This window comes from Eubacterium album (assembly GCF_025336545.1).
Classification (GTDB): Bacteria; Bacillota; Clostridia; order Lachnospirales; family Lachnospiraceae; genus Eubacterium_U; species Eubacterium_U album.
Genome location: NZ_JAODBU010000002.1, coordinates 337,533 through 359,871, shown reverse-complemented (window position 1 = coordinate 359,871; position 22,339 = coordinate 337,533). Strand labels below are relative to the sequence as shown.

Sequence of the window (22,339 nt, the reverse complement as noted above, 5' to 3'; positions counted from 1 at the left end):
TAGGTGAAGAATGACAGGAAAAATAATAAAAGGAATTGCGGGATTTTATTATGTTCACATAAAAGATTATGGAATATATGAATGCAAGGCAAAGGGAAAATTTAGAAATAATAAAATAAAACCTTTAGTAGGGGACAATGTAGAAGTTGATATATTGGATTCTTTAGAGAAAAAAGGAAATATAGTAAAAATTTTATCAAGGGAAAATGATCTTATCAGACCATTAGTTGCAAATGTAGATCAGGCAATGATAGTATTTGCAGTAAAAAAACCTGATCCTAATTTAAATCTATTGGACAGATTCTTAGTAATGATGGAATATCAGAATATTGAAACAATAATCTGTTTTAATAAAATAGACATTGGAAATGAAAAATTCATGGAAGAATTAAAGAACACATACAACAATGCAGGATATAAGGTCTTATTTGCAAGCGCTACGGAAAATGAAGGCGTGGAAGAAATAAAGAAACTACTATATGGAAAGACAACTGTTTTAGCCGGACCGTCAGGTGTAGGTAAATCTTCAATGTTAAATGCGCTTACAAATGAAGATAAAATGGAAACAGGTAAAATAAGCGAGAAAATAGGCAGAGGTAAGCATACAACAAGGCATTCAGAAATATTTAACATGGATAAAGAGTCATATATCGTAGATACTCCCGGTTTTAGTTCGATGTTTGTACCTGGAATGACTAAAGAAAAGTTGCAGGATTGTTTTCCTGAAATGGCACAGTATGAGCCGGAATGTAAATTTGGAGGGTGTGCACATATAAATGAACCTATATGTGGGGTTAAAGAAGCAGTGAATTCAGGGAAAATTTCTAAGACAAGGTATGAAAATTATATTTTACTTTATAAAGAATTAGAAGAAATGGAAAGAAATAAATATTAAATATATATGGAGAGGAAAAGAAAATGAATAAGTTATCACCATCAATTTTATCAGCAGATTTTGCAAATTTAGGAGCAGATGTAAAAAGAATAGACGAGGCAGGATGTGACTGGATACACATAGATGTCATGGATGGAATGTTTGTACCAAATATTTCATTTGGTATACCTGTTATTAAATCTATAAGAGGATGTACTGATAAATTATTTGATGTTCATTTGATGATAGAAGAACCAATAAGATATATTGAACAGTTTAAAGAGGTAGGAGCTGACCTTCTTACTATACATGTAGAAGCTTGTGAAGATGTAAAAACTACTATTGAGGCAATAAAAAAAGCAGGACTTAAAGTCGGTTTGGCCCTAAATCCGCCAACAGCAGTAGATGAAGTAATTCCATATATGGAAATGGTAGACATGATTTTGGTTATGACAGTAAATCCGGGATTTGGAGGACAGTCATATATAGATGAATGTACTGAAAAGGTTGAAGTGCTTAGAGCAGTAAAAGAAGAATATAATATGGATTTAGCTATACAGGTAGATGGTGGGGTTACATTAGATAATGTAAATGTCCCGTTAGAAGCCGGAGCAAATGTAATTGTTGCAGGCTCAGCTGTATATAAAGGAAACGTAGAAGAAAATGTAAAAAGATTTAAAGAAATATTTAATAAGTAAATCAAATAAATAATATGAAGAACACAGAATTAATAGAAAAGTTATATGAAAACCAAAATTTAGAAGATTGTGAATTGTTACAACTGATAAATACGATAAGTGAAGAGGAAAGAGAGAAGCTTTTTTACTATGCAAGAAGGGTGAGGGAGAGAGAATATGGAAATGATGTTTATATTAGGGGACTGATAGAATTTACCAATGTTTGCAAAAATGATTGTTATTATTGTGGAATACGAAAAAGTAATGATAAAGTAGAAAGATACAGACTTACCTTGGATGAAATATTAGAATGTGCTAGAGAAGGATATGTGTTAGGATTTAGGACATTTGTTTTACAAGGTGGAGAAGACAGTTATTTTACGAAGGAAAAGATTGGAAAAATAGTTAAATGCATAAAAAATGAATTTCCTGATTGTGCTATTACTTTGTCGGTAGGTGAAAGAACTTATGATGAGTACGAATATTGGTGGAATATGGGAGCAGATAGGTATTTGCTTAGACATGAGACTGCAAATGAAGTACATTATAAAAAATTACATCCATATAACATGAGTCTTGAAAATAGAAAAGAATGTTTATACAGTCTTAGAAAAATTGGATATCAGGTAGGGGCAGGATTTATGGTAGATTCGCCTTACCAGACAACTGATAATTTGGTTGAAGACTTAAGGTTTATGCAGGATTTAAGACCGCATATGATTGGAATAGGACCATATTTATCTCATGAAAATACACCATTTAATAATCAAAAAAATGGATCATTGCAACAGACGTTAGTATTACTTGCAATAATCAGATTGTTATTTCCTAAAGTTTTACTACCGGCTACAACGGCTCTTGGAACAATAGACCCAAATGGAAGAGAATTAGGATTAAAGGCAGGAGCAAATGTTGTAATGCCTAATTTGTCTCCTGTAAGAGTTAGAAAAAAATATGAGTTGTATGATAATAAGATTTGTACGGGAGAAGAATCAGCACAGTGTAGAAATTGTCTTAATTTAAGGGTGGAATCTACGGGATATCATATAGTAACTGATATTGGAAACAGCAGAATACAATAATTAACTTGTATTGCGATGGCTATAAAACTTAACGAAAGAACGCTTGCGCTGCTTGCCGCTCGTAGCGTTCCAAACCAATTAACTTACCTTGCGATGACTGTAAAACTTAACGAAAGAACGCTCGCGCTGCTTGTCGCTCGTAGCGTTCCAAACCAATTAACTTACCTTGCGATGACTGTAAAACTTAACGAAAGAACGCTCGCGCTGCTTGTCGCTCGTAGCAGTTCTAAATATTCAGTGTATATTCTGACTTTGAAAACTGCGTTTTCAGCCAGAATATGCGCTGAATATTTGAACCGACGGCGACAAATGCTCTTTCTTTTAAGTTTTATAGCCATCGCAAATTTAGTTTATTAGTTTTATAGTCATTATAAATTTTGTTATATCAATTTATATGATGTTGGGGGGCAAAAGCACCAAACATTGATGCCTATGGATTATTCCGTGCTATGCACTTCCACAATCCTACCCAATATTCGCATATCGTGGGAATTATCCCACTCTTTGCTCATATTGTGACCTTGACATCATTTGCATTATAATTTTTAAATTAATGGTATAATCTGTTTTTTGCATTTTCATTTATATATTCTTCAAATTTCTTTGAGTCATAATTGATTATAAGTTTATCAGGAAAGTTTACTTTTTTAATAATTGGTTCGATGCATGTGTAGTTTGCAATGTCATTCATGTAGTGAGCGTCGCTACCGCATATCATAGGTACATCATATTTCATTGACAATTTCATTAGAGTTTCCTGGTTTTGTGCTACATTTAAACGGGAAGAACTACGTAGGGCGTTGTTGTTAAGCTCTAATAAGGTATGGTATTCTTTAGCTGCTTTTACTACAGCTTCGTAATCTAAAGGGCAATGTCCGTCATCAGGATGACTGATTATGTCAATGTCAGGATTTTTTATTGCGTTGATTATTGCAGTAGTATTTTCGTCGATGCTTCTCGGTTTGTAACATTGAAAATGAATTCCCGCTATTCTTAAATCTAAATGTTTAATATGTTCAGGCTTTAAATCTAAGGTTCCTTTGTAGTCAAGTATATTAATCTCAGCACCAAGCATAAGTTTAACTCCATATTGCATACGTGGAACTACCTTTATGTTGAAAAAGTAGAATGGATTGCATGCACCAGGAATTCCGGGACCGTGTTCTGTTATGCCTAAAATATCCAAGTTACGATTGGATGCTTCTTTAATCATTTCGTTGATTGTACCATAAGCGTGCCCACTGGCTAATGTATGTGTGTGAACATCTAATTTAATTTCTTTCATATAATAATCTCCTGATAATATGTATTGCATAATTAATTTGTTTTTATTTGGGATGAATGTAAAACTTAAAAGAAAGAGCATTTGTCGCCGTCGGTTCAAATATTCAGTGCATATTCTGGCTGAAAACGCAGTTTTCAAAGTTAGAATATGTGCTGAATATTTAGAACTGCTACGAGCGGCAAGCAGCGCGAGCGTTCTTTCGTTAAGTTTTACATTCATCCCAAATTGAAAGGTAAATGTAAAGATTGAATTTCTATATATAAAAATAAGACCATCTGATAAACAAATGGTCTTATTGATAATGCTATACATTAAATCTGAAAAGAATTACATCTCCATCTTTTACAATATAGTCTTTTCCTTCAAGGCCTACAAGACCTTTTTCTTTTGCTTTTGAATAAGAACCGCAGTCAAGCAAATCCTGATAATTTACAACTTCGGCTTTGATAAATCCACGTTCAAAATCAGTGTGAATTTTGCCGGCAGCCTGTGGAGCTTTTGTACCTTTCTTGATTGTCCATGCTCTTGTTTCGTCTTCACCTGATGTTAAATAACTGATGAGACCAAGAAGAGAATAACTTGCTTTGATTAGTTTATCAAGACCTGATTCCTTTAATCCTAAGTCTTCAAGGAACATTTGCTTTTCGTCATCATCTAATTCAGAAATTTCCTGTTCGATTTCAGCACTGATTACAAAAACTTCGCAATTGTTCTCAGCAGCAAACTTTCTTACAGCAGCAACGTGCTCGTTAGAAGCACCGTCATCAGCTAAATCATCTTCAGAAACATTTGCAGCAAAGATAACAGGTTTGTATGTTAAAAGATTATATTCTTTAATCCATGCCTGTTCATCTTCATCATCAGTATCAAATCCGATTGCAAGATTTCCTGCTTCAAGATAAGCTTTTAATCTCTGTAAGAAATCAAGTTCTTTAGCTAAAGTCTTATCATTTCTTGCACCTCTTGTTGTCTTAGCGATACGACGTTCCAAAATTTCTGCATCAGATAAGATTAATTCAAGATTAATAGTTTCAATATCTCTTAAAGGATTAATGTTTCCGTCTACATGGATAACATTTGTGTCCTCAAAACATCTTACAACATGTACGATTGCGTCAACCTCACGGATATTGGCAAGGAACTGGTTTCCAAGACCTTCACCTTTAGAAGCACCCTTTACTAATCCTGCTATGTCAACAAATTCAATAACTGCAGGTGTTACTTTAGCTGAGTTGTATAAAGCAGCTAACTTGTTAAGTCTCTCATCAGGGACTGCAACAACACCAACGTTAGGGTCGATAGTACAGAAAGGATAATTTGCTGATTCTGCACCGGCCTTTGTTAATGAATTAAATAAAGTACTTTTGCCTACATTTGGTAAGCCTACAATACCTAACTTCATATGAAATCCTCCGTTTCTTTGGTATTACCACATCATAGTTTAGCATACTTTTATAAATTTGAAAATAAGAATAAATGCAGTTAAAACAAAGAAGGCAAAAGAGCGGTAAACATTGACATTAAATATTGTCAAAGATATAATCGGAGAAGACAAAAAAGCCTAGATTAAAAATGATATTAATAGGAAAATAGCAATAAGAATATAAAAAGAATAAGAAGGAAAGTTATATGAATAGTATTTTAGCAACCAGCATTGAATTTGCCAATTTGGGAATAAAACTTAATAATGTTGGAAAAAGTATTTCGATATTTGGAGTTGATATTGCTTATTATGGAATGATAATAGCAACAGGTATGATATTAGGAATAATTGTTACGTGTGCAGAAGCAAAGAGAACAGGACAGGATCCAAATGACTATATTGATTTCGCAATATATGCAATTATATTTAGCGTTATTGGAGCAAGACTTTATTATGTAATATTCAGTTGGGATTATTATAAGAAAAATCCGGGACAGATATTAAATATAAGAGGTGGAGGACTTGCAATATATGGTGGAATAATTGCAGCAATAATTACGTGTTTTGTATATACGAGAATTAAAAAAATGTCAATGCCAAGAGTAATGGACACGGCAGTGTTAGGATTAATACTTGGACAGATACTTGGAAGATGGGGTAATTTCTTTAACAGAGAAGCGTTCGGAGGAGTTGCATCAGGTAAAAATCCATTCGCAATGAAAATATATTTTGACAGTCATTATAGTATAACTCAGGTTCCGGATTCCGTAAGAGAAGGAATGGAGAAAATGTTTGGCAAAACATTGGAACAGATAGGATACATTCAGGTTCATCCTACATTTTTATATGAATCATGTTGGAATCTGGTACTATTAATTATATTACTTATATTTAGAGATAAGAAGAAATATAATGGAGAGGTATTTTTGTGGTATATAATCGGGTATGGAACAGGAAGATTCTTTATTGAGGGACTACGTTCTGACCAACTTATAATGCCGGTTACAGGATGGCCTGTTTCGCAGGTATTATCTTTAATACTTGTAATAGTAGGAATAGCATTTGCTATTTATATGAGAAATAGATAAAATTTTTTCATTATAAATCCTGTAAAATGCTTTGAAATAAAGGAAAAATAAGAAAAAATTACTAATAAAAATTTTAATGTTACCACAATTTTAACACAATAAAAACTATAAAAATAATATCAAAAATAAGTAATTGAATAAAAACTAAATTGTTCGTTGCAATATGTGACATTTAACAATTTAATTACATCTACATTATAATGCCTGTTTTTTGCCACTTCAAGTATATTTTTTTGCCACCACAATGGCTATTGAAACGCCGAATATAAAAGGTAATAATATAGACAGCTTTTATCAAGGAGGTAATAAAATGAAAACTATAAAAAAATTAGTGGATGCAGGTATTATTTTGTTTGCGTTATGTTTAGCAATTGGAGGATTCATTGTAACAGAAAGAGTGTCAGCAGATGAAAATATTTCCATTAACTCAGATGAAAAAAATCGTGTAGTGGGAAGTGACATATACTTCGACAGGTACTTACGATTTAATGTTAACTGTGTCGAACAGGGGACAGTGTCATTTGAAGTTGCTGATTCAGATGTAGCAACAATTGGTGATTATTCCGATTATAGCGTAGGAGGAGTTGTGCATAAATGTAAATATGCAATATTTCCAACAGGTATTGATAATAAAACAGATACAACACTTACAGTAAAGGTAACAGCAGCATCGGGCAGAGTTTACTCAAAGAAATACAATTTGCATAAATGTAATATACCTAGTGCAATTAGAGTGGAAGACAGTCAGGTTTTTGTAAATGAAAGTATCACGCCTAAAATCAAGGGAGTTAATGTAGTGCATCATTTTGACGGACTTTATGAAGTGTTAAAACTTAATCCAAATATAATAACTTATAAATCGTCTAATCCAAATATTGCAACAATTGATTCTAGCGGAAAAGTAACAGGAATTAAAGCGGGAGACACAACCATTACAGTAACTTATAAATATTCTCATAATACAATGGCTTATAACAAGCAGGGAGTATTAGAAGGCGTAAGTATAGCAAATCCAACAGCAACATACAAAGTAAATGTATATGATAAAACTACAAGTATTGTATTTAACACTAAACAGATTGCATTGAATAAAGGAGACCTATATAAGCAGAATATAGTCCATTATCCAATTAATGGAATAACAAAAAAAGAGTATGAATGGACTTCATCTAACCCTGAAGTTGCAACAGTTGATGAAAATGGAAATGTTGTTGCAAAGGAAATGGGAAGCAGTAAAATAACGGCAACAACAACTGATGGAAGTAAGAAAAGTGATTCCTTTACCGTGTATGTAAAAACTGATGCTCCAACTTATGTAAATGTACATTATTATGACGGATATATAAGATTAAGTTGGAACGAAAACTCTGAAGCATCAAGTTATGAAATATTAAGAGCAAACAGTCCAACAGAAGAATTTAAAAACGTAGGTTCAACAAAAGGAACAAGTTATGATGACAAGAGCGTAGAATATGGCAAAACATATTACTATAAAGTAGCATGTGTACCGTTAGGTGGAAATAAATGTAAGTCTGCGTATACTATGTCAACGGGAATAAAATACTCAATTGTATCTCCAAAAATAAAAAAAATCAAAGTTAAAAAGAGAAGATGTACTTTGAAAATAGGAGGTGCAAAATATGACAAATATGTAATTTATGTCAGCAAGAAGAAAAAGCCTAAAAAGGTTTACGCAGTTGTTTCCAGCAAAAGGGTTTCATTTTCTCTAAAAAAGGGAAGTTACTATATAAGAATTAAGAGTTTGGCAATAAAGAACAATAAAAAATATTATAGTGCTTATTCGAAAACAAAAAGAATTAAAATAAAATAAAAAATTTATTGACAAAAAAATAAAATAGTATATATTTTAAGCAAGATTGATTTATGCATTGCAATTAACGACAGGTATAGACCAATTTAGAAAAGATTAATAAAAATAATAAAAAAAGGATACTTCTAATTGGGAGTGTCCTTTTTGCATTCAAGGAGGAAAGAACATGAATAAAGTAATTTTAATGGGAAGATTAACAAGAGACCCAGACGTAAGATACTCACAGGGAGATAATCCAATGGCAATCGCTAGATATACATTAGCGGTTGACCGTAGATTTAAAAGAGATGGAGACCAACAGACAGCAGACTTTATAAGTTGCGTTGCCTTTGGAAAAAATGGAGAATTTGCTGAAAAATACTTACATCAGGGAACTAAGATTGCAGCAGAAGGTCGTATTCAGACAGGAAGCTACACGAATAAGGATGGAAATAAGGTTTATACAACTGAAGTTGTAATTGAATCTCAGGAATTCGCTGAAAGTAAATCATCAGCTAATGCTAATGCAGATGGTAATGCTCCACAGCAGTCCGCACCAACAGCCACACCGGATAATGATGGATTTATGAATATACCTGACGGTTTGGATGATGTTGGATTACCATTCAACTTCTAAGGTTGTAAGTGAACAATAGTATGGGAAAACTGATTTCAGTTTTCCCTTTTTTTAGAAAGGAAAAAAATTATGAACAAGAACAATAACACAAAGAATTTTAATATTGCAAAGGTAGCAAAGGTTTTAGGCATTACTAAAGTAGGAACAATGTTTTACATGGCTTTTATCACGGTATGTTTTACTTTTTTGATTATCAGCCAGTTTCATTCTTCTGAAGCGTCAGATAAAGTTGAGAAAAAATACACGCCGGGAGTTGTTGAATTAAGTAAATCATCAATAGAGGCTTATTTCAAAAAAACACCTGACGACACATTAAATAAGAAAGCAGCAAAGTTATTAAGCGACAACGAAAAGAAAGTTAAGTGTGAATACGTTGATGAATTTTCTGATTATACAGAATACACTTACGTAGGAACAATCAACACTGTAGAATCTGACTTGCAGAAAGCAATCAAGAAACAGTGCAAAGTTATTAATGAGAAAATAAATTGTGATGCTGAAAAAATTGGAATGAGTATAGAAGAAAAAAGCACAAATGCGAAAACTAAAGAAGTTACTTTAAGAATCGCAATTTCAGTATCTTACAAAAACAAATAGAAATGAAATAAACAGAACGGCATTTTTTGTGCCGTTTTGTTTTTGAGAGGAGATAATAGAATGAATATATTAAATGATTATAAAATACTATCTAAGGATTTACCTCCGTTTTTTAAGGCTTTTCCAAAAGAAATTGAGGAAAACAAAGAATATGAAATCAATGGAATTAAGTTTAAGGTAAATGAAGAATTCTTTTCAGATTTTACAAACAAAAATCAGACAAAAATTCAACTTAATCCGGCATTTCTTAAGGCGACATTATTAGCTTTATCAAAATCAAATAATGTAGCAGGTTTACAAAAGTCAGATAACGGAGAAACTAATTATGTTTTAACGGAAATTATAAATGAAGAAGACGATAAAATATATGCAACAGCATATAATCCAAAAACCGGAATGATTAAAGGCTGCAAAAAGAAAAAATTAGGAAATAAAATAGAAAACCCTAGTACTATTGGTGGCACTGGTGGAGACGGAACTGAAATATGGTTCACTTTACTTGTAGCTCTATCAATGGATAAAAAAATAGGTGGTGACTTCCATAATGATGTTGTTTTAATAGCAGATGAAATAGAAGCATGTATAGCAAATTCTATTTCTGCAATTAAGAATGGTAAGTTTACTGAATTAGACGAAATCAAAGGAATATATCGAATGATGGACTCAATAAATGCTGGCTTGTTAAATTCATACATTCCGTTTGCCATTCAAAATAACACATCAAGTCCTGGGGCGATAACTAATTCTCAGATTAAATCAGCGGTATTTTTACCAAATGCTGAAATACAGGGAGAATTCAAAGTTTTTGTAGAGCAGGAAGTTGTAAAAAAGAACTTAACAGTAAATGAATCTAAAAAGATTTATGCCATGAATCTTCAGCTCACAGAATCAGAACAAAAGTTAGTTCCGGATGATGTTGATAGCCTTAAGTTATCAACATACGCAAAACAGATTTTAGATGCTGTTAAGTATACTCCGCAAAGAAACTTCATGCTAAGAGGTCCCGCAGGTACAGGAAAATCCACAGATGCTAAAGCAATTGCAGCAGCACTGGGCATTCCTTATCGTTATTACACATGCAATGAAGGAACGGATGAAATGGATATTATCACAAAGATGATACCAAATACATCAAGATTAAATAATGATGGGTTATCAATGGATAAACTTCAGAATATTTACAATTCATTGCTATTTGACCCTGCAACAGCAGTGTCAGAGATTACAGGGGAATATCCTGATAACATTACCGCAGAGGAAGCCTTTGGAGTTATAGTAAATAAACTCACACAACAGAAACAGAATGAAGATAAGGACTTTGTAATGGTAGCAAGCCAGATTGTAGAAGGAGTAAAAAGACCTTCAGTCGTAGAAATTCAGGAAGCAATGCTCATTGGTAAACCGGGTGTATTGCCTGCGCTTAATGCATTACTTGATGATAACGAAACTGTTACTTTAATTGACGGTTCAATCATAAAGAAAGACCCAAATACCATTTTTATTTTTACAACAAATACAGATTATAAAGGATGTAAACCCATTAATGAATCTGTATTATCCCGTATGGACTTAATCATTGACCAAACAGGATTAACAGCAAGAGAAATGGTTAAAAGATTATTTGATGATGAAATCAAGAAATACATAACGAACAATGGAATGGATGAAGTTAAAGCAAAAAATGCTGCGGAAAAAATGGCTAAAGCAGTAGTTGAATTAAATAATTACTGTCAGGAATACGCTATCAGTGGAGGCGTTTGTGGATATAGAGAGTTTCGAAACTGGTTTTATCGCTACTTAGTGACAAAGAACATGAGAGAAGCTGCTACGAATACTATCATATCTCACATAACTTCAGATGAAAGTATTCAAATTGAAATTAAACAGCAGTTATTCACTAAACTTCCAGATGAAGATTAAATAATATTTTAGAAAAAAAATAAAGAGTCGGATTTCCGGCTCTTTTTTCTTGACAAATTGAGAAAATCATATATATTTTAGTCAAAGATTGATGTTGCATTTTGCGAAAATTTTATATTTTCTATTTATACAGACATTAGTCTTTTTGTACAACTGATATAACATAGCCAAAAGATACCTTTAGGGGTATCTTTTTAATTTTAAGGAGGAAAAATTAAATGAAAGATAGCGATTTAAGAAAACTTGTTCTTAAAAACAAAAAGAATTTAAAAGAAAGTGACGTGTATGAAAGTGAAAGATTTAACGATTTAGTTAGGTCATTACTTTTTTACTTGACACGTAACAAAAGAAACAATGTTCAGGTTAAAATTGCAAAGAGAGATAAAAACGGAGAAGCTGCATATACAGATGGGAAAACAATAAATATTTTCTACAAAAATTCATTTTCAGACACGTTTCCCACAATTAACCTTAAAGTAGATAGTGTTTTAGGTTTATTGTTCCACGAAGTAGGTCACTTGTTATATACAAACTTTGATGAAGGTACATTAATGATTAATAACATCATAAATAAAGGCGAATTTTTACAGTTCGCTGATATTTCAAAAAATCAAAAAAAAGCATCTGAAGAAATTCAAGTATACTTAAAGAAATATCCGATGCTCAAAATGGTATTAGTTGAATGTATTTCAAGAATATCTAACATTATAGAAGATGTATATATTGAAGCAAAATTATGTGCTGAATATGAAGGCACAGTCAAAATGGCTATCAGAATGAACACGGAGAGATTAGTAGAAAAAGCTATATCTGTAAAGAAAATGAAAGAAATTGGTCTGCCAGCATACGTTGAAGCAATGAATCTTATCTTAGAATATGTAAGTTGTGGAACTTACAATAACTGGGAAAATATTACTGACGGTGCTACAGAAAAGGTTGATTCCATAAAGGAACTCTTAGATTATGCAGTAACAGTCGAAAGCTCATATGGAAGGTTAGTAGAATCTACTAAGATTTTGTATGAAATATGGGATGTTATAAAAGAAGAGATTGATGCTAAAGAGCAGCAGATTAGTAACATGATGCAAAATCAAAGTAACGGTAGCGGAGATACGCAGCAAAACGAAGCTGGAAATTCAAGTAATTCAAGTAATTCAAGTAATTCAAGTAATTCAAGTTCATCTAACGTTGACATGATTGGAAGCGCAATTGCTAATGAAATGATGAAAGAGATGGAAAATATTCAGAGTACTTCGAATGAAAACAAAAATGCTAAGACATCTAACGAATATAGGGGCAGAGATAAAGATAAAGCATCGAAAAATAATCATTCAATTACTAATTCAAACTCTGATGGAAGCAAAACAAATAATTCCAATCAGGTCGCAAAAACTTCTACAGGAAAAAATGAATCAGATGATAAAGGTTCAAAATCTAAAGACGGTAGTGACTCTTCAGAAGATAAAACAAATTCTAATGAAGGCGGTACAAGTTCCGAAGAAAATGAAAAATCAGAAGATAGTTCAAGTTCTAAAGATGGCAACGATATTTCAGAAGATAAAACAAATTCTAATGAAGGCGGTACAAGTTCCGAAGAAAATGAAAAATCAGAAGATAGTTCAAGTTCTAAAGATGGCAACGATATTTCAGAAGACAGCGCAAATAATTCAGAAGGCGGTGCAAGTTCCGAAGATAGTGAAAAATCAGAAGATAGTTCAAGTTCTAAAGATGGCAACGATATTTCAGAAGACAGTGCAAATAGTTCAGAATGCGGTGCAAATTCCGAAGATAGTGAAAAATCAGAAGATAGTTCAAGTTCTAAAGATGGCAATGACACTTCAGAAGATGGTTTAAATTCTAATGAAGATGATACAAATTCCGAAGAAAATGAAAAATCAGAAGATAGTTCAGGTTCTAAAGATGGCAACAACAGTTCAGAAGATGGTGAAAAATCAGAAGATAATGGAAATACATCAGAAAATACATCAGAAAATACATCAGAAAATGAGAATTTAAATAATTGTGATGAAGTTAATCCAAACGTTAAATCACAATTAGACCAAATGAAAAATTCATTAAAAGAGATGTTTAAGGATGGAGAAAATGTAAAAATTGATTCGCCAAGTTCTGCAGAAAATGCAGTAGGTAATGGAGATATTAGTGAAAGTTCAGAAGAAGGTCAGCTTAATGATGAATTAACAAAATCAGTCATTGATATGGTTAATTCCATAAGCAAAGATATGGCATACGAAGAAGCTGAAAGGTCACTTGCAAGACAATTATCAGCAGAAGCAAATTCTTGCAAATTAAACGACATTCATAGAAATACAGACATAAACATTCACAGAAGAATAGAGGTTGACAGTAGAGAAATGAATGTTTATGAGACCATTAAAAGAGCAAACAAAAGAAACATAGACTCCTTGATAAAAGAAATGGAGAACATTGTTGAGAAAAAAGATGAAACATTTGAAAAAAATAGATTCATTGGAAAAAAACTCAATAAATCTCCAATACAAAGGGATGGCAGAATTTTTACAAAAAGAAATGTGCCGGATGACAGTGAGTTAGCAGTTGCTATTTTAATTGATGAGTCAGGTTCAATGTACGGAGATAGAATTAAAAATGCTTTAAATATGTCAATTATCATCTCAGAGTTTTGCGAAGCATATGGAATTGCACTTGGAATATACGGACACAATTCAAATGGATATGATGTTGACCTTGATGTATATAAGGAATTTGATTCTATAGATGGTAAGGATAAATATAGACTTACAGGAATGAACTGTGGAGGATGTAACCGTGATGGAGCAGCATTACAGTTTGTTGGAAATCATCTATATGAAAGACCGGAAGAGAAGAAAATACTTATTATTATTTCAGATGGTCAGCCAAATGCTTATTCATATGGTGGAGACGAAGCAGCCGCAGACTTAAGACAGATAAAGAATAATTTAAGAGGTAAGGAAATAATTTTAATTGCCGCAGCAATTGGTGACGATAAAGATAATATTCAGGACATTTATGGAAAATCTTATTTAAATATTACGGATTTGAAAAAGATGCCTAAGATTTTCGCAAAAATAATTGAGCAGTACATGATATAGGAGGAAAAAACAATTGATTGAACACATAGATAGAAATAAGAGAATGGTCAAAGGTAATATGGCTCAGGTTGCATCGCTTAACGAAACAATAGAACTATATAAATGGTTACAAGGAGAAAAGATGGAGGGCTATAAGATTAAATATCAGCCCAAATTAAATAAAGAGCAGGCATTTGCAATAATATATCTGTTGCAGGAAGCGTATGGATTCATCCCGGATGTTTACGAAAAATGTGATACGTGTGGAAAATTATATGATTCGGATGTTGAAGGAGACGTAATCTCTGACGAGGAACAGAGTAAATACATAAATTGCTGTGCAGAATGTATGTAAGAAAAAATATGAGAAAGGAAAGAATTATGGAACAAAATAAATCACAACAATATGAAGATAGACAAATCGCCAAGAGTAACGGCGGAGATGTTTTGATTGAATTTCAGGACAGTCTTAATTATGGAGAAACAAAGAGAATTCATGGTAAATATAGTTTAATTAAAATTGTTATGTGTAATTATAAATATAAAGATACGACAGGGTCAATTACCGTTAAACACTTTGTTGACCCGGGATTTATCAAGTATCTTTTATCATTATTTTATGCAAACAAGGATAAAGTATATATTACGCAAGATAAAATACATTCAGGAATAGATGAAAAAACAGGTCTATCTCATGTATCTAAACTTCTTATTGCAAGACAGCCTGTAAGAAATGATGGGAGCATTGCTCGTATGCCTTGGTATGTTAAAATAGAAGAAGGTACTGGTAAGCAGGCTAAAAATATGAAGACCGGAGGTGTGTACATAGCATCAGGTTCTTACAAAAAAGAAAAAGAAGCAGCAATTAATATGACTGATGAGGATTTTTTCATTATGTTGGAAAAATGTAGGTCATATATTGAAAGATTTGAACATGAAGGTATGATTAGAAGAGTGTTGGTTGGAGCATTATCAAATGTTCTTGGAACTATAAACAAACTTTTCAAGTCATATTTCAGCCTTATAACAAAAAATTAAAAAAATTTTTTAAATTAAAGAATTAGCGAAAAGCCCCAATTTATGGGGCTTTTCTTAGTATGTGCCACTTTTTTGCCACTACAAGGGTCATTGAAACGCCTTTTTTAAGGTAGTATAATGGTAAAATCTTCTAAAAATGTAAAAAATAGGGAATGTGAATTGACATTTACTAGAATTATGATATACTTAAGATGTCCACAAAAAGGCACATTGGCTTATTTGTGTGAGGAAATAGAACCTATAATTTTATATGCTTTAATTGCATTTTTTAAAAAGGATAAAGGCGTTTGCTTTTATCCTTTTTTATTTAAAATGCTGATTTATTAAGAACTTTAAAGGAAAATATTGGTAATAAAAAAATAGTAAAAAAGGATTGACTTTCACTATATTTTACTATATATTCTGAGTGTAATTGATTTAGTTAAACAACAAAGCCCAAAATAGGTTAAACAACATAGAGAATGACAAAACCTTCACCTTGAAGTTTTGATGATTCAGTTATTTAAGACAGATGTAAGAACATCTGTCTTTTTTATTATATTAATTTTTCAGGGGAAGGAGGTGATACTGTGGCAAACTTAGTCGAACTCATTGAAAATGCAAAGAGCCAAAACGAGATAATCCGTAGTCAAAGCATTGAAAAGGTTCTAAAAATGTACAAAGGTATGGCAATTCATCGAGCAAAAAATAACATAGGCTTGCAAATCAATTTAGAGAATACCATTAGAATTTGTGCATTCAAATTCGAACTCCAATCTAAAACTAATGAAGAAAAAGCAAAAGCAATGTTTACAAATTATCTAAGAAAATCATTAGACAGAGAAAAGAGCAATTATTTCAAAAATCAAGTGTTCAATAACCTAGTAAGTTCCTTAAATGAATTAGAAGAAATAGAAGATAAAAAGAATGATGTCGATTCGCTATTCTATCGTCAAAAAATAGAAGCAGGAGAAGAGGCTATTGCTAAAAATGAACCTGTTGGTTTGATTTTTTTAAGGCAGATTAATGATTTAGCCCTATACAGAGCAGGCAAGAAAATTTACGACTCAGACGAAAAGAAATGGGAAATTATTATTCGTCATTTTGCTTATGATGTGCAATTTAAAACATTAGTTAAATTTTACTCAAAAGAATACGGTGAAATTAAAAGCGTTGAGGCTATAAAAAAAATGGCATATCGAGGGCTAAGAGAACTTAGGCAAAACATTTACAATTACAAGAAAGGAAGTGGATTAAATGAAGAAAGGAGACAAGGTCGCAAAAAGCGACAAGTATAATGCTACCGAATTAGACAGTTTTTATATGCTCAGTTTATCAGTTCTTTTTGGATTGACACCTAACACTGCTAAGCAACTGTATCAACTTGGAAGAACGAGTGAAAAATCGCATAATTTTTTTGAAAAATTATATGAAAAAAAATGCAAGTATGACAATTTTGAAAGAGACATGAATATCGTAAGAGACAGGGTAAACGGTATGCGCTACAGGGAACTTTCAGCTAAGTATAATATAACAATATCATCTATTCAGATGGTGTTGAGTAAAACTGAAGAATCTTTTGCTGAAATAAGAGGATTACATAAACTTCATGTTTATACATCAATCACATCTGAAATGGCAGAACTGTTTGAGTGTGGAATGGCGTTACATAAGAGAAACAATGAAAATGAAAGCAGTTTGTCAGAAGACAATTTAGAAACATTATAGAAAAAAATCCTCCTAATATTTTAGGAGGATTTTTTTATTTTTTGTTTACTTCAGAAAAGAAATTTTGAAGAACTTCCGGATTATCGTTTTTATTATCTAATAAATCTATGAAGCCATTATCTATTTCACGACTGTTTCCATTCTCATAGATTTTCTTAATCTTATAAGCAGTTCTTAACATAGATGCCATACAGTACATCTTTTCAAAATAACAGATAAAGCAAGGAGTACAGGCAAAGGATAAGACAACATAGAAAATAGAAAAATCATATTTTCCCATATATACGTACATTATGCTGCATAAGGCAAACATTAAGCCAACCAAATAAAATCTATAGTCTTCCTCAACAGTTATTTCATACTTATTTATTTTTTTGATTAATTCCATAAAATTAAGCCCTTTCGTATAATTAAATTTGCGTATTGGTTATCTAGTGTATTTTCCTAAAACATTACTTGATTCTTCTAATAGACACAATATTTCTCGCTGAACGTTGCCTTTCTTTTTTCATGGCAACATAATGGTCTTTAGTAGTATTAATGTTTTCGTGACCGAGGCTATTTGCAACAAGATAGATGTCCCCAGTTTCATCATAAAGCTGTGTGCCAAAACTACTTCTCAATTTATGAGGGGTTATATGCTTTGCAGTAACACATGAAGCGTATTTTTTTACTATATATTCAATACTTCTGACTGATAGACGATTACCTTTAAGCGATATAAAAAGAGCCTTTTCATCTTCATTTTTTAACTTGTATCTATCTCGCTCATCAACAATGTATTCCTTTATAGCATCAATTACTTCATCGCTGCAGTATATAATTTGTTCTTTTTCACCTTTTCGTATAATTTTCAGTTCACATGTGTCAAAATTTAAGTCTTCAACATTGATATTATAACACTCTGAAACACGAATTCCTGTACCTAGAAGAAGAGTAACAATAGCAACATCTCTCAGTTTTGTGTTAAGAGCAATTTTCTTTTGTTTTTCACTCAAACCTTCGCCTGTTTCGATTTTATCTAAAAGTTTGGCACTTTCATCAGGTTCAAGCGTAATAATCTCTTTTTTCCTTATTTTAGGCGTTGAAACGAGGAGAGCAGGATTAGTAGTTAATTTACCATGAGTATAAAAGTAATTATACATTTTTCGTATAGATGACAACTTTCGGCTTTTGGCAGATGCATCATTTGAAATTACATGTCCGGTTTTATCTACGTAACTTGTTAAATAATGTAAATAGCGCTCAATTTCCGTGGCGGTGAGAGAATCAAGTGTTTCCAACGATATTTCCTTAATATCTCCGTCATTAAAAACTTCTAAAACCAAATAATTGAAAAAACTTGTAATATCTACAGCATACGCAACACAAGTCTTAATCGTACAGGTTAATTCCAATGCACAAAAAAACTGTTCAATGTAATCCGGAAGTTTTTCAAGTAACCGATTTAATTTTTCCATTTCTTTCTTTTTGTTTTCGTTCTTATTCATAAAATTATCACCTCATATGACATAAAATAACAATCCGAATGAAGAATAGAACCAAATAATTTTATAATTTTATAATACCAAAAGGTTTTTTTGATTCTTTCGTAAATTACTAAAAAAGCACAAATTTTGATAAAAATTTTTTCATAAAACAGTACCATTGCGTTAAACAGCTATTTAACGCAATGGTGGGTGCTTTTAAATTACTGCCACTCCATTGAGTTTTTTGCTTTTTAAACATTGAATTGACCTTATTTATACGTATTCTGATTTTAATACATATATTGTTTTAAATTACATGCAGCTCTTATTTAATTTCTTATTTATTTCATTTTAATTTCATAGTGATTTGCATTTTATATTTTTAAAATTTCAGACTTAAGAACTTTCTATTTAATATTAATCATTAAGCCATTTCTTTCATGTATTTGCTAAATCATTCTATAAAAAGTTTTATTTCGTTATAAAAAATTCTACATAATTTCTTATTACTTCAATTAATTATTTAAAACCACATTTATAAAATTTCATTTTCTTGAAAAATAAAATGTGGAATTAAATTCCATTTTTGACGCTACTACCACTTCAAAAAGATAAAAACTTAAAATAATACGTATATAACACGTAATTAATACGTATTTTATACGTTTACGCTTAATTTTATAAAAAAATTAAAAAAATTTGAAAAATTTCCGATTTTTTTCAAAAAAAATCCCATTTTAATTTTGGATAAAATCATTTGCATAAAAAATGCAGGAAAGGAGTTATTAATGATTGGCAGAATTTATTCAACAATTAAAAAGGAGACGGCACTCAAAATACTAACGCAAAAAGAAGAATCACAAACTATTTATGTGACAGAGAATATTGTGGGATATAAACATCTTCGTTGCATTGATGTTGCACAAGACGAAATTATACTAGATTTAACATTGCCTTTTAATGCTGTGGTATTCGATATAGACGAGCCAGATATGGTTGAGATTGTATTAAAAGATAATGATTACATAATAGTTTTTAATTCGTTGAGTGATTATGAACATCTAAAGAAGTTAGGTGCGTTGCTAGTTGTTGAACCATAGTAAAAAAGGGAGGGGTAAAACCCCTCCCTTTTCTTCATTTTTCCTTATTTGAGGCTTTTTTGTCATCAAATAGTAAATTGTACTGATTATCTTTTAATTCAAGCCCTGCGGTTGATTTTTTACCTGATTTCCACGTAAATTTCTTATATATATTCTTTCCTGCTAGAAGTTTTCGCATGTCCTCAACTGAGATTTTTGCCCCAAAGAAATCAGTGGATATAATGAATTTACAACCATTTTCTTCCTTTGAATTACGCTTACTACAATAATAGTATTTATCTGACTTCATTATTGGTTCGCCACACAAAGGACAAAGCAAATCCGTCTCAGAGGTTTTCTGAGTATTCACTTTGAAATTGTCGTCTTTAGGTAACGATGATAATTGCTCTGTTATTTTAGTGATAAAATCAACCATTTTAAAGTAATAATCGTTAGCATCTATATTTCCTAACTCAACTTGTTTCAAGTCATATTCCCATTTGGCAGACAGTTCAGGGGAAATTATCTCCATTCCCTGAAATATTTTTATCATGTGTCTTCCTAAGTCAGTCGAAACAATAAAATTATTTTTGCCAATTTTTTTATATGACAGATATTGCTTGTCTATTAGCTTTTTTATCACTTCTGCTCTAGTAGCAGATGTTCCTAAACCTGAAGATTCATTTAACGCCTGAGATAACTCTTTATCTTCAATTTTATTTCCAACCAATTGCATTGCCGTTAATAGAGTGTCTGAATTGTAATAAGGCGGTGCCGTAGTTTTTTTGCTCAATATTTCAGCACCTAAAGCAGATACACCGTCCCCATTATGAAGAGGCGGTAACATCACGTCTTTATTATTTACAGGCATCACTGCGGTATATCCGGCATCTTTTAATACATTACCTGTTGTAATCGTATTAATGTCACCAAAATTACATACAATTGTTGTTTTTTCCACAACCCTTTTTGGCATGAATATTGCAATAAGTCTTCGAGCAATAAGGATGTATATATTTATCTCATCTTTTGATAATGATGAAAAGTCAGGAACTTCAGTCGTTGGAATCAATGCATGATGGTCGGTAAGTTTAGCATCATTAACATATTTGTTTTTCCCTTTACATATTTTTGTTATGGCTGATATGTTGTTAAGTATTCCCGACACAATAGGCGTGTAAGCAGGAATTTTGCCCACTACGGCTAAGTTCTTACTTAAATCCTTTGCTACATTTTTAGATAAGTAGCGACTGTCAGTACGTGGATAAGAAATATACTTTTTTTCATACAATGACTGAGCAATACTTAACACTTTATCAGGCGTGTATCCATAAGTTCGGTAGCCTTCTTTCTGAAGCTCGGTTAAGTCGTGAAGTAAAGGAGCATCCGTTTCCTTTAAGCTCTTTTTTACGTCAACAACAGTTCCGTTTCCATCTACCTTTGCGAGCATATCTCTAATTTCATTTTCATTATCAAACTTAATATCATTATGGTTCTTTAGCATATAACCCTTAAATGAACCGTTATCAGAATCAATTTCAAACTCACATTCATAATATGGAACTGGAATGAAATTTTCATGTTCATAATCCCTTATTACAACCATGTTTTGAACTGCAGTCATAACTCTGCCAACACTGAGTTTTAATCCGGTTGATAAACTTGCAGCTCTCGAACCATTCATGCCTAACAACCAATCATACCACTCTCTTAGCATGGCAGCCTTTTTGAGATTCATCTGAGGTGGCAATAGGTTTTTCAATGCAGCTTGTGATGAAGCAACTGACTGGTCCTGACACCAATATCTAAGTTGTGGTAATTTGCATTTTGCTAAGGTGAGAATTTCATCTATGATTAATTCACCCTCACGCCCTGGGTCGCCTGCGGATATAACATAATCATATTCGCCTGAATTAAGCTCTTTTACAATGTTACTATAAATTTTTCGACAATCACTTTTAACAGATTTCTTAAATTGTCCCGGCTTTGGAATCATTGGAAGAACTTCCAAAGTCCATGGATAACCCCACTCAGCACAATACTTATCAGGGTCGTCCATACCAATGAGATGTCCCCTAGCAGCAGCAAAAGTAATAGAAAAAGGCTTATCATTCATAAGAAGATAAGCCTCTTTAATTGACTGAGCAAGAGCGGGTTTTTCTGCTATTAATAATGCTTTCTTCATAAAAACCTCCTTATAGAATTTTATTTTCTATACTTTCTTGCAAGGATAATAAATACAACGTCAATAAAAACTAAAACAAAGATATACTTGGAATTTAAAAACAGATTTAAAACTTTTGAAATGGAATTTTCTGAGTATGCTGAGATTAACAGTATGGCAACATATAGACCACCAACTGCTTGTATTAGTCCATCCGCAACAGTTAGTATGGTTTTAACTATGTTACTGTTATGAAAAATCATAAACAACAAACTTATCGCAATTCCACTCAATAAAAATATAACTACAAATTTTTCTTCAAGGGGAAATAACTGGTTAAAAGCTGAATAACCGATGTTATCTATCCTAGATATGATTTTCTCCATATATTTTCCTCCGA

20 protein-coding genes are annotated in these 22,339 nt (G+C 32.0%); 14 read left to right on the top strand and 6 right to left on the bottom strand.

Annotated features, from left to right (window positions below):
• Positions 1 to 10 precede the first annotated feature (10 nt).
• From rsgA to hydE, 3 genes are read left to right on the top strand one after another with little or no spacing between them, the layout of a single operon-like run.
• Entirely contained in the window at positions 11 to 895 is an 885-nt protein-coding gene (gene rsgA, locus N5B56_RS01975; RefSeq protein WP_022088513.1) for a ribosome small subunit-dependent GTPase A, read from the top strand.
• 23 nt (positions 896 to 918) lie between these two features.
• Positions 919 to 1,572, top strand: coding sequence for a ribulose-phosphate 3-epimerase (rpe, locus tag N5B56_RS01970; RefSeq protein ID WP_117909833.1), 654 nt, complete (start codon positions 919 to 921; stop codon positions 1,570 to 1,572).
• 14 nt (positions 1,573 to 1,586) lie between these two features.
• Positions 1,587 to 2,633, top strand: coding sequence for a [FeFe] hydrogenase H-cluster radical SAM maturase HydE (hydE, locus tag N5B56_RS01965; protein WP_118565543.1), 1,047 nt, complete (start codon positions 1,587 to 1,589; stop codon positions 2,631 to 2,633).
• A gap of 550 nt (positions 2,634 to 3,183) precedes the next feature.
• Here hydE and N5B56_RS01960 read toward each other — a convergent pair.
• Together N5B56_RS01960 and ychF are read right to left on the bottom strand one after the other, a co-directional pair.
• Entirely contained in the window at positions 3,184 to 3,918 is a 735-nt protein-coding gene (locus N5B56_RS01960) for a phosphatase (protein ID WP_178515389.1), read from the bottom strand.
• Between the two features lie 304 nt (positions 3,919 to 4,222).
• Complete coding sequence (gene ychF, locus N5B56_RS01955) at positions 4,223 to 5,320, bottom strand: redox-regulated ATPase YchF (RefSeq protein ID WP_022088217.1); 1,098 nt, start codon at positions 5,318 to 5,320, stop codon at positions 4,223 to 4,225.
• A 227-nt stretch (positions 5,321 to 5,547) separates the two neighbouring features.
• Between ychF and lgt the strand changes: the two genes are divergently transcribed.
• The 10 genes from lgt (at position 5,548) to N5B56_RS01905 (ending at position 17,227) form a co-directional block, all read left to right on the top strand.
• Positions 5,548 to 6,429 (top strand): prolipoprotein diacylglyceryl transferase, encoded by an 882-nt coding sequence (gene lgt / locus N5B56_RS01950; protein WP_260978287.1) that lies wholly within the window; start codon positions 5,548 to 5,550, stop codon positions 6,427 to 6,429.
• A 310-nt stretch (positions 6,430 to 6,739) separates the two neighbouring features.
• Complete coding sequence (locus tag N5B56_RS01945) at positions 6,740 to 8,260, top strand: Ig-like domain-containing protein (RefSeq protein WP_260978286.1); 1,521 nt, start codon at positions 6,740 to 6,742, stop codon at positions 8,258 to 8,260.
• 166 nt (positions 8,261 to 8,426) lie between these two features.
• A complete protein-coding gene (locus tag N5B56_RS01940; protein WP_260978285.1) occupies positions 8,427 to 8,876 on the top strand; it encodes a single-stranded DNA-binding protein in 450 nt (149 codons plus the stop codon).
• Between the two features lie 69 nt (positions 8,877 to 8,945).
• Positions 8,946 to 9,473: a hypothetical protein gene (locus N5B56_RS01935; RefSeq protein ID WP_260978284.1), complete on the top strand. Its 528-nt coding sequence runs from the start codon at positions 8,946 to 8,948 to the stop codon at positions 9,471 to 9,473.
• A 60-nt stretch (positions 9,474 to 9,533) separates the two neighbouring features.
• Positions 9,534 to 11,393 carry an AAA family ATPase gene (locus N5B56_RS01930; RefSeq protein WP_260978283.1) on the top strand — a complete coding sequence of 620 codons (1,860 nt, stop codon included), beginning with the start codon at positions 9,534 to 9,536 and terminating at the stop codon, positions 11,391 to 11,393.
• A gap of 218 nt (positions 11,394 to 11,611) precedes the next feature.
• Entirely contained in the window at positions 11,612 to 14,503 is a 2,892-nt protein-coding gene (locus N5B56_RS01925; RefSeq protein ID WP_260978282.1) for a cobaltochelatase CobT-related protein, read from the top strand.
• 13 nt (positions 14,504 to 14,516) lie between these two features.
• Positions 14,517 to 14,837, top strand: coding sequence for a hypothetical protein (locus N5B56_RS01920; protein WP_260978281.1), 321 nt, complete (start codon positions 14,517 to 14,519; stop codon positions 14,835 to 14,837).
• 26 nt (positions 14,838 to 14,863) lie between these two features.
• The gene (locus N5B56_RS01915) at positions 14,864 to 15,520 is read left to right on the top strand and encodes a hypothetical protein (protein ID WP_260978280.1); all 657 of its coding nucleotides are present in this window, start codon (positions 14,864 to 14,866) and stop codon (positions 15,518 to 15,520) included.
• Between the two features lie 569 nt (positions 15,521 to 16,089).
• Positions 16,090 to 16,797: an 8-oxoguanine DNA glycosylase, N-terminal domain-containing protein gene (locus N5B56_RS01910; RefSeq protein WP_260978279.1), complete on the top strand. Its 708-nt coding sequence runs from the start codon at positions 16,090 to 16,092 to the stop codon at positions 16,795 to 16,797.
• Complete coding sequence (locus N5B56_RS01905) at positions 16,757 to 17,227, top strand: hypothetical protein (protein WP_260978278.1); 471 nt, start codon at positions 16,757 to 16,759, stop codon at positions 17,225 to 17,227. Before N5B56_RS01910 ends, N5B56_RS01905 begins: the two co-directional genes overlap by 41 nt.
• 34 nt (positions 17,228 to 17,261) lie before the next feature.
• On the opposite strand, the gene N5B56_RS01900 is transcribed toward N5B56_RS01905, so the two are convergent.
• Together N5B56_RS01900 and N5B56_RS01895 are read right to left on the bottom strand one after the other, a co-directional pair.
• Positions 17,262 to 17,615 (bottom strand): hypothetical protein, encoded by a 354-nt coding sequence (locus N5B56_RS01900; protein WP_260978277.1) that lies wholly within the window; start codon positions 17,613 to 17,615, stop codon positions 17,262 to 17,264.
• Between the two features lie 64 nt (positions 17,616 to 17,679).
• Positions 17,680 to 18,717, bottom strand: a complete 1,038-nt coding sequence (locus N5B56_RS01895) for a tyrosine-type recombinase/integrase (RefSeq protein WP_260978276.1) — start codon at positions 18,715 to 18,717, stop codon at positions 17,680 to 17,682.
• 767 nt (positions 18,718 to 19,484) lie between these two features.
• Between N5B56_RS01895 and N5B56_RS01890 the strand changes: the two genes are divergently transcribed.
• Positions 19,485 to 19,796 carry a hypothetical protein gene (locus N5B56_RS01890; RefSeq protein WP_260978275.1) on the top strand — a complete coding sequence of 104 codons (312 nt, stop codon included), beginning with the start codon at positions 19,485 to 19,487 and terminating at the stop codon, positions 19,794 to 19,796.
• 34 nt (positions 19,797 to 19,830) lie between these two features.
• On the opposite strand, the gene N5B56_RS01885 is transcribed toward N5B56_RS01890, so the two are convergent.
• Together N5B56_RS01885 and N5B56_RS01880 are read right to left on the bottom strand one after the other, a co-directional pair.
• Entirely contained in the window at positions 19,831 to 21,960 is a 2,130-nt protein-coding gene (locus N5B56_RS01885) for a type IA DNA topoisomerase (RefSeq protein ID WP_260978274.1), read from the bottom strand.
• Positions 21,961 to 21,980: 20 nt separating this feature from the next.
• Entirely contained in the window at positions 21,981 to 22,325 is a 345-nt protein-coding gene (locus tag N5B56_RS01880; protein WP_260978273.1) for a hypothetical protein, read from the bottom strand.
• Positions 22,326 to 22,339: the final 14 nt, after the last annotated feature.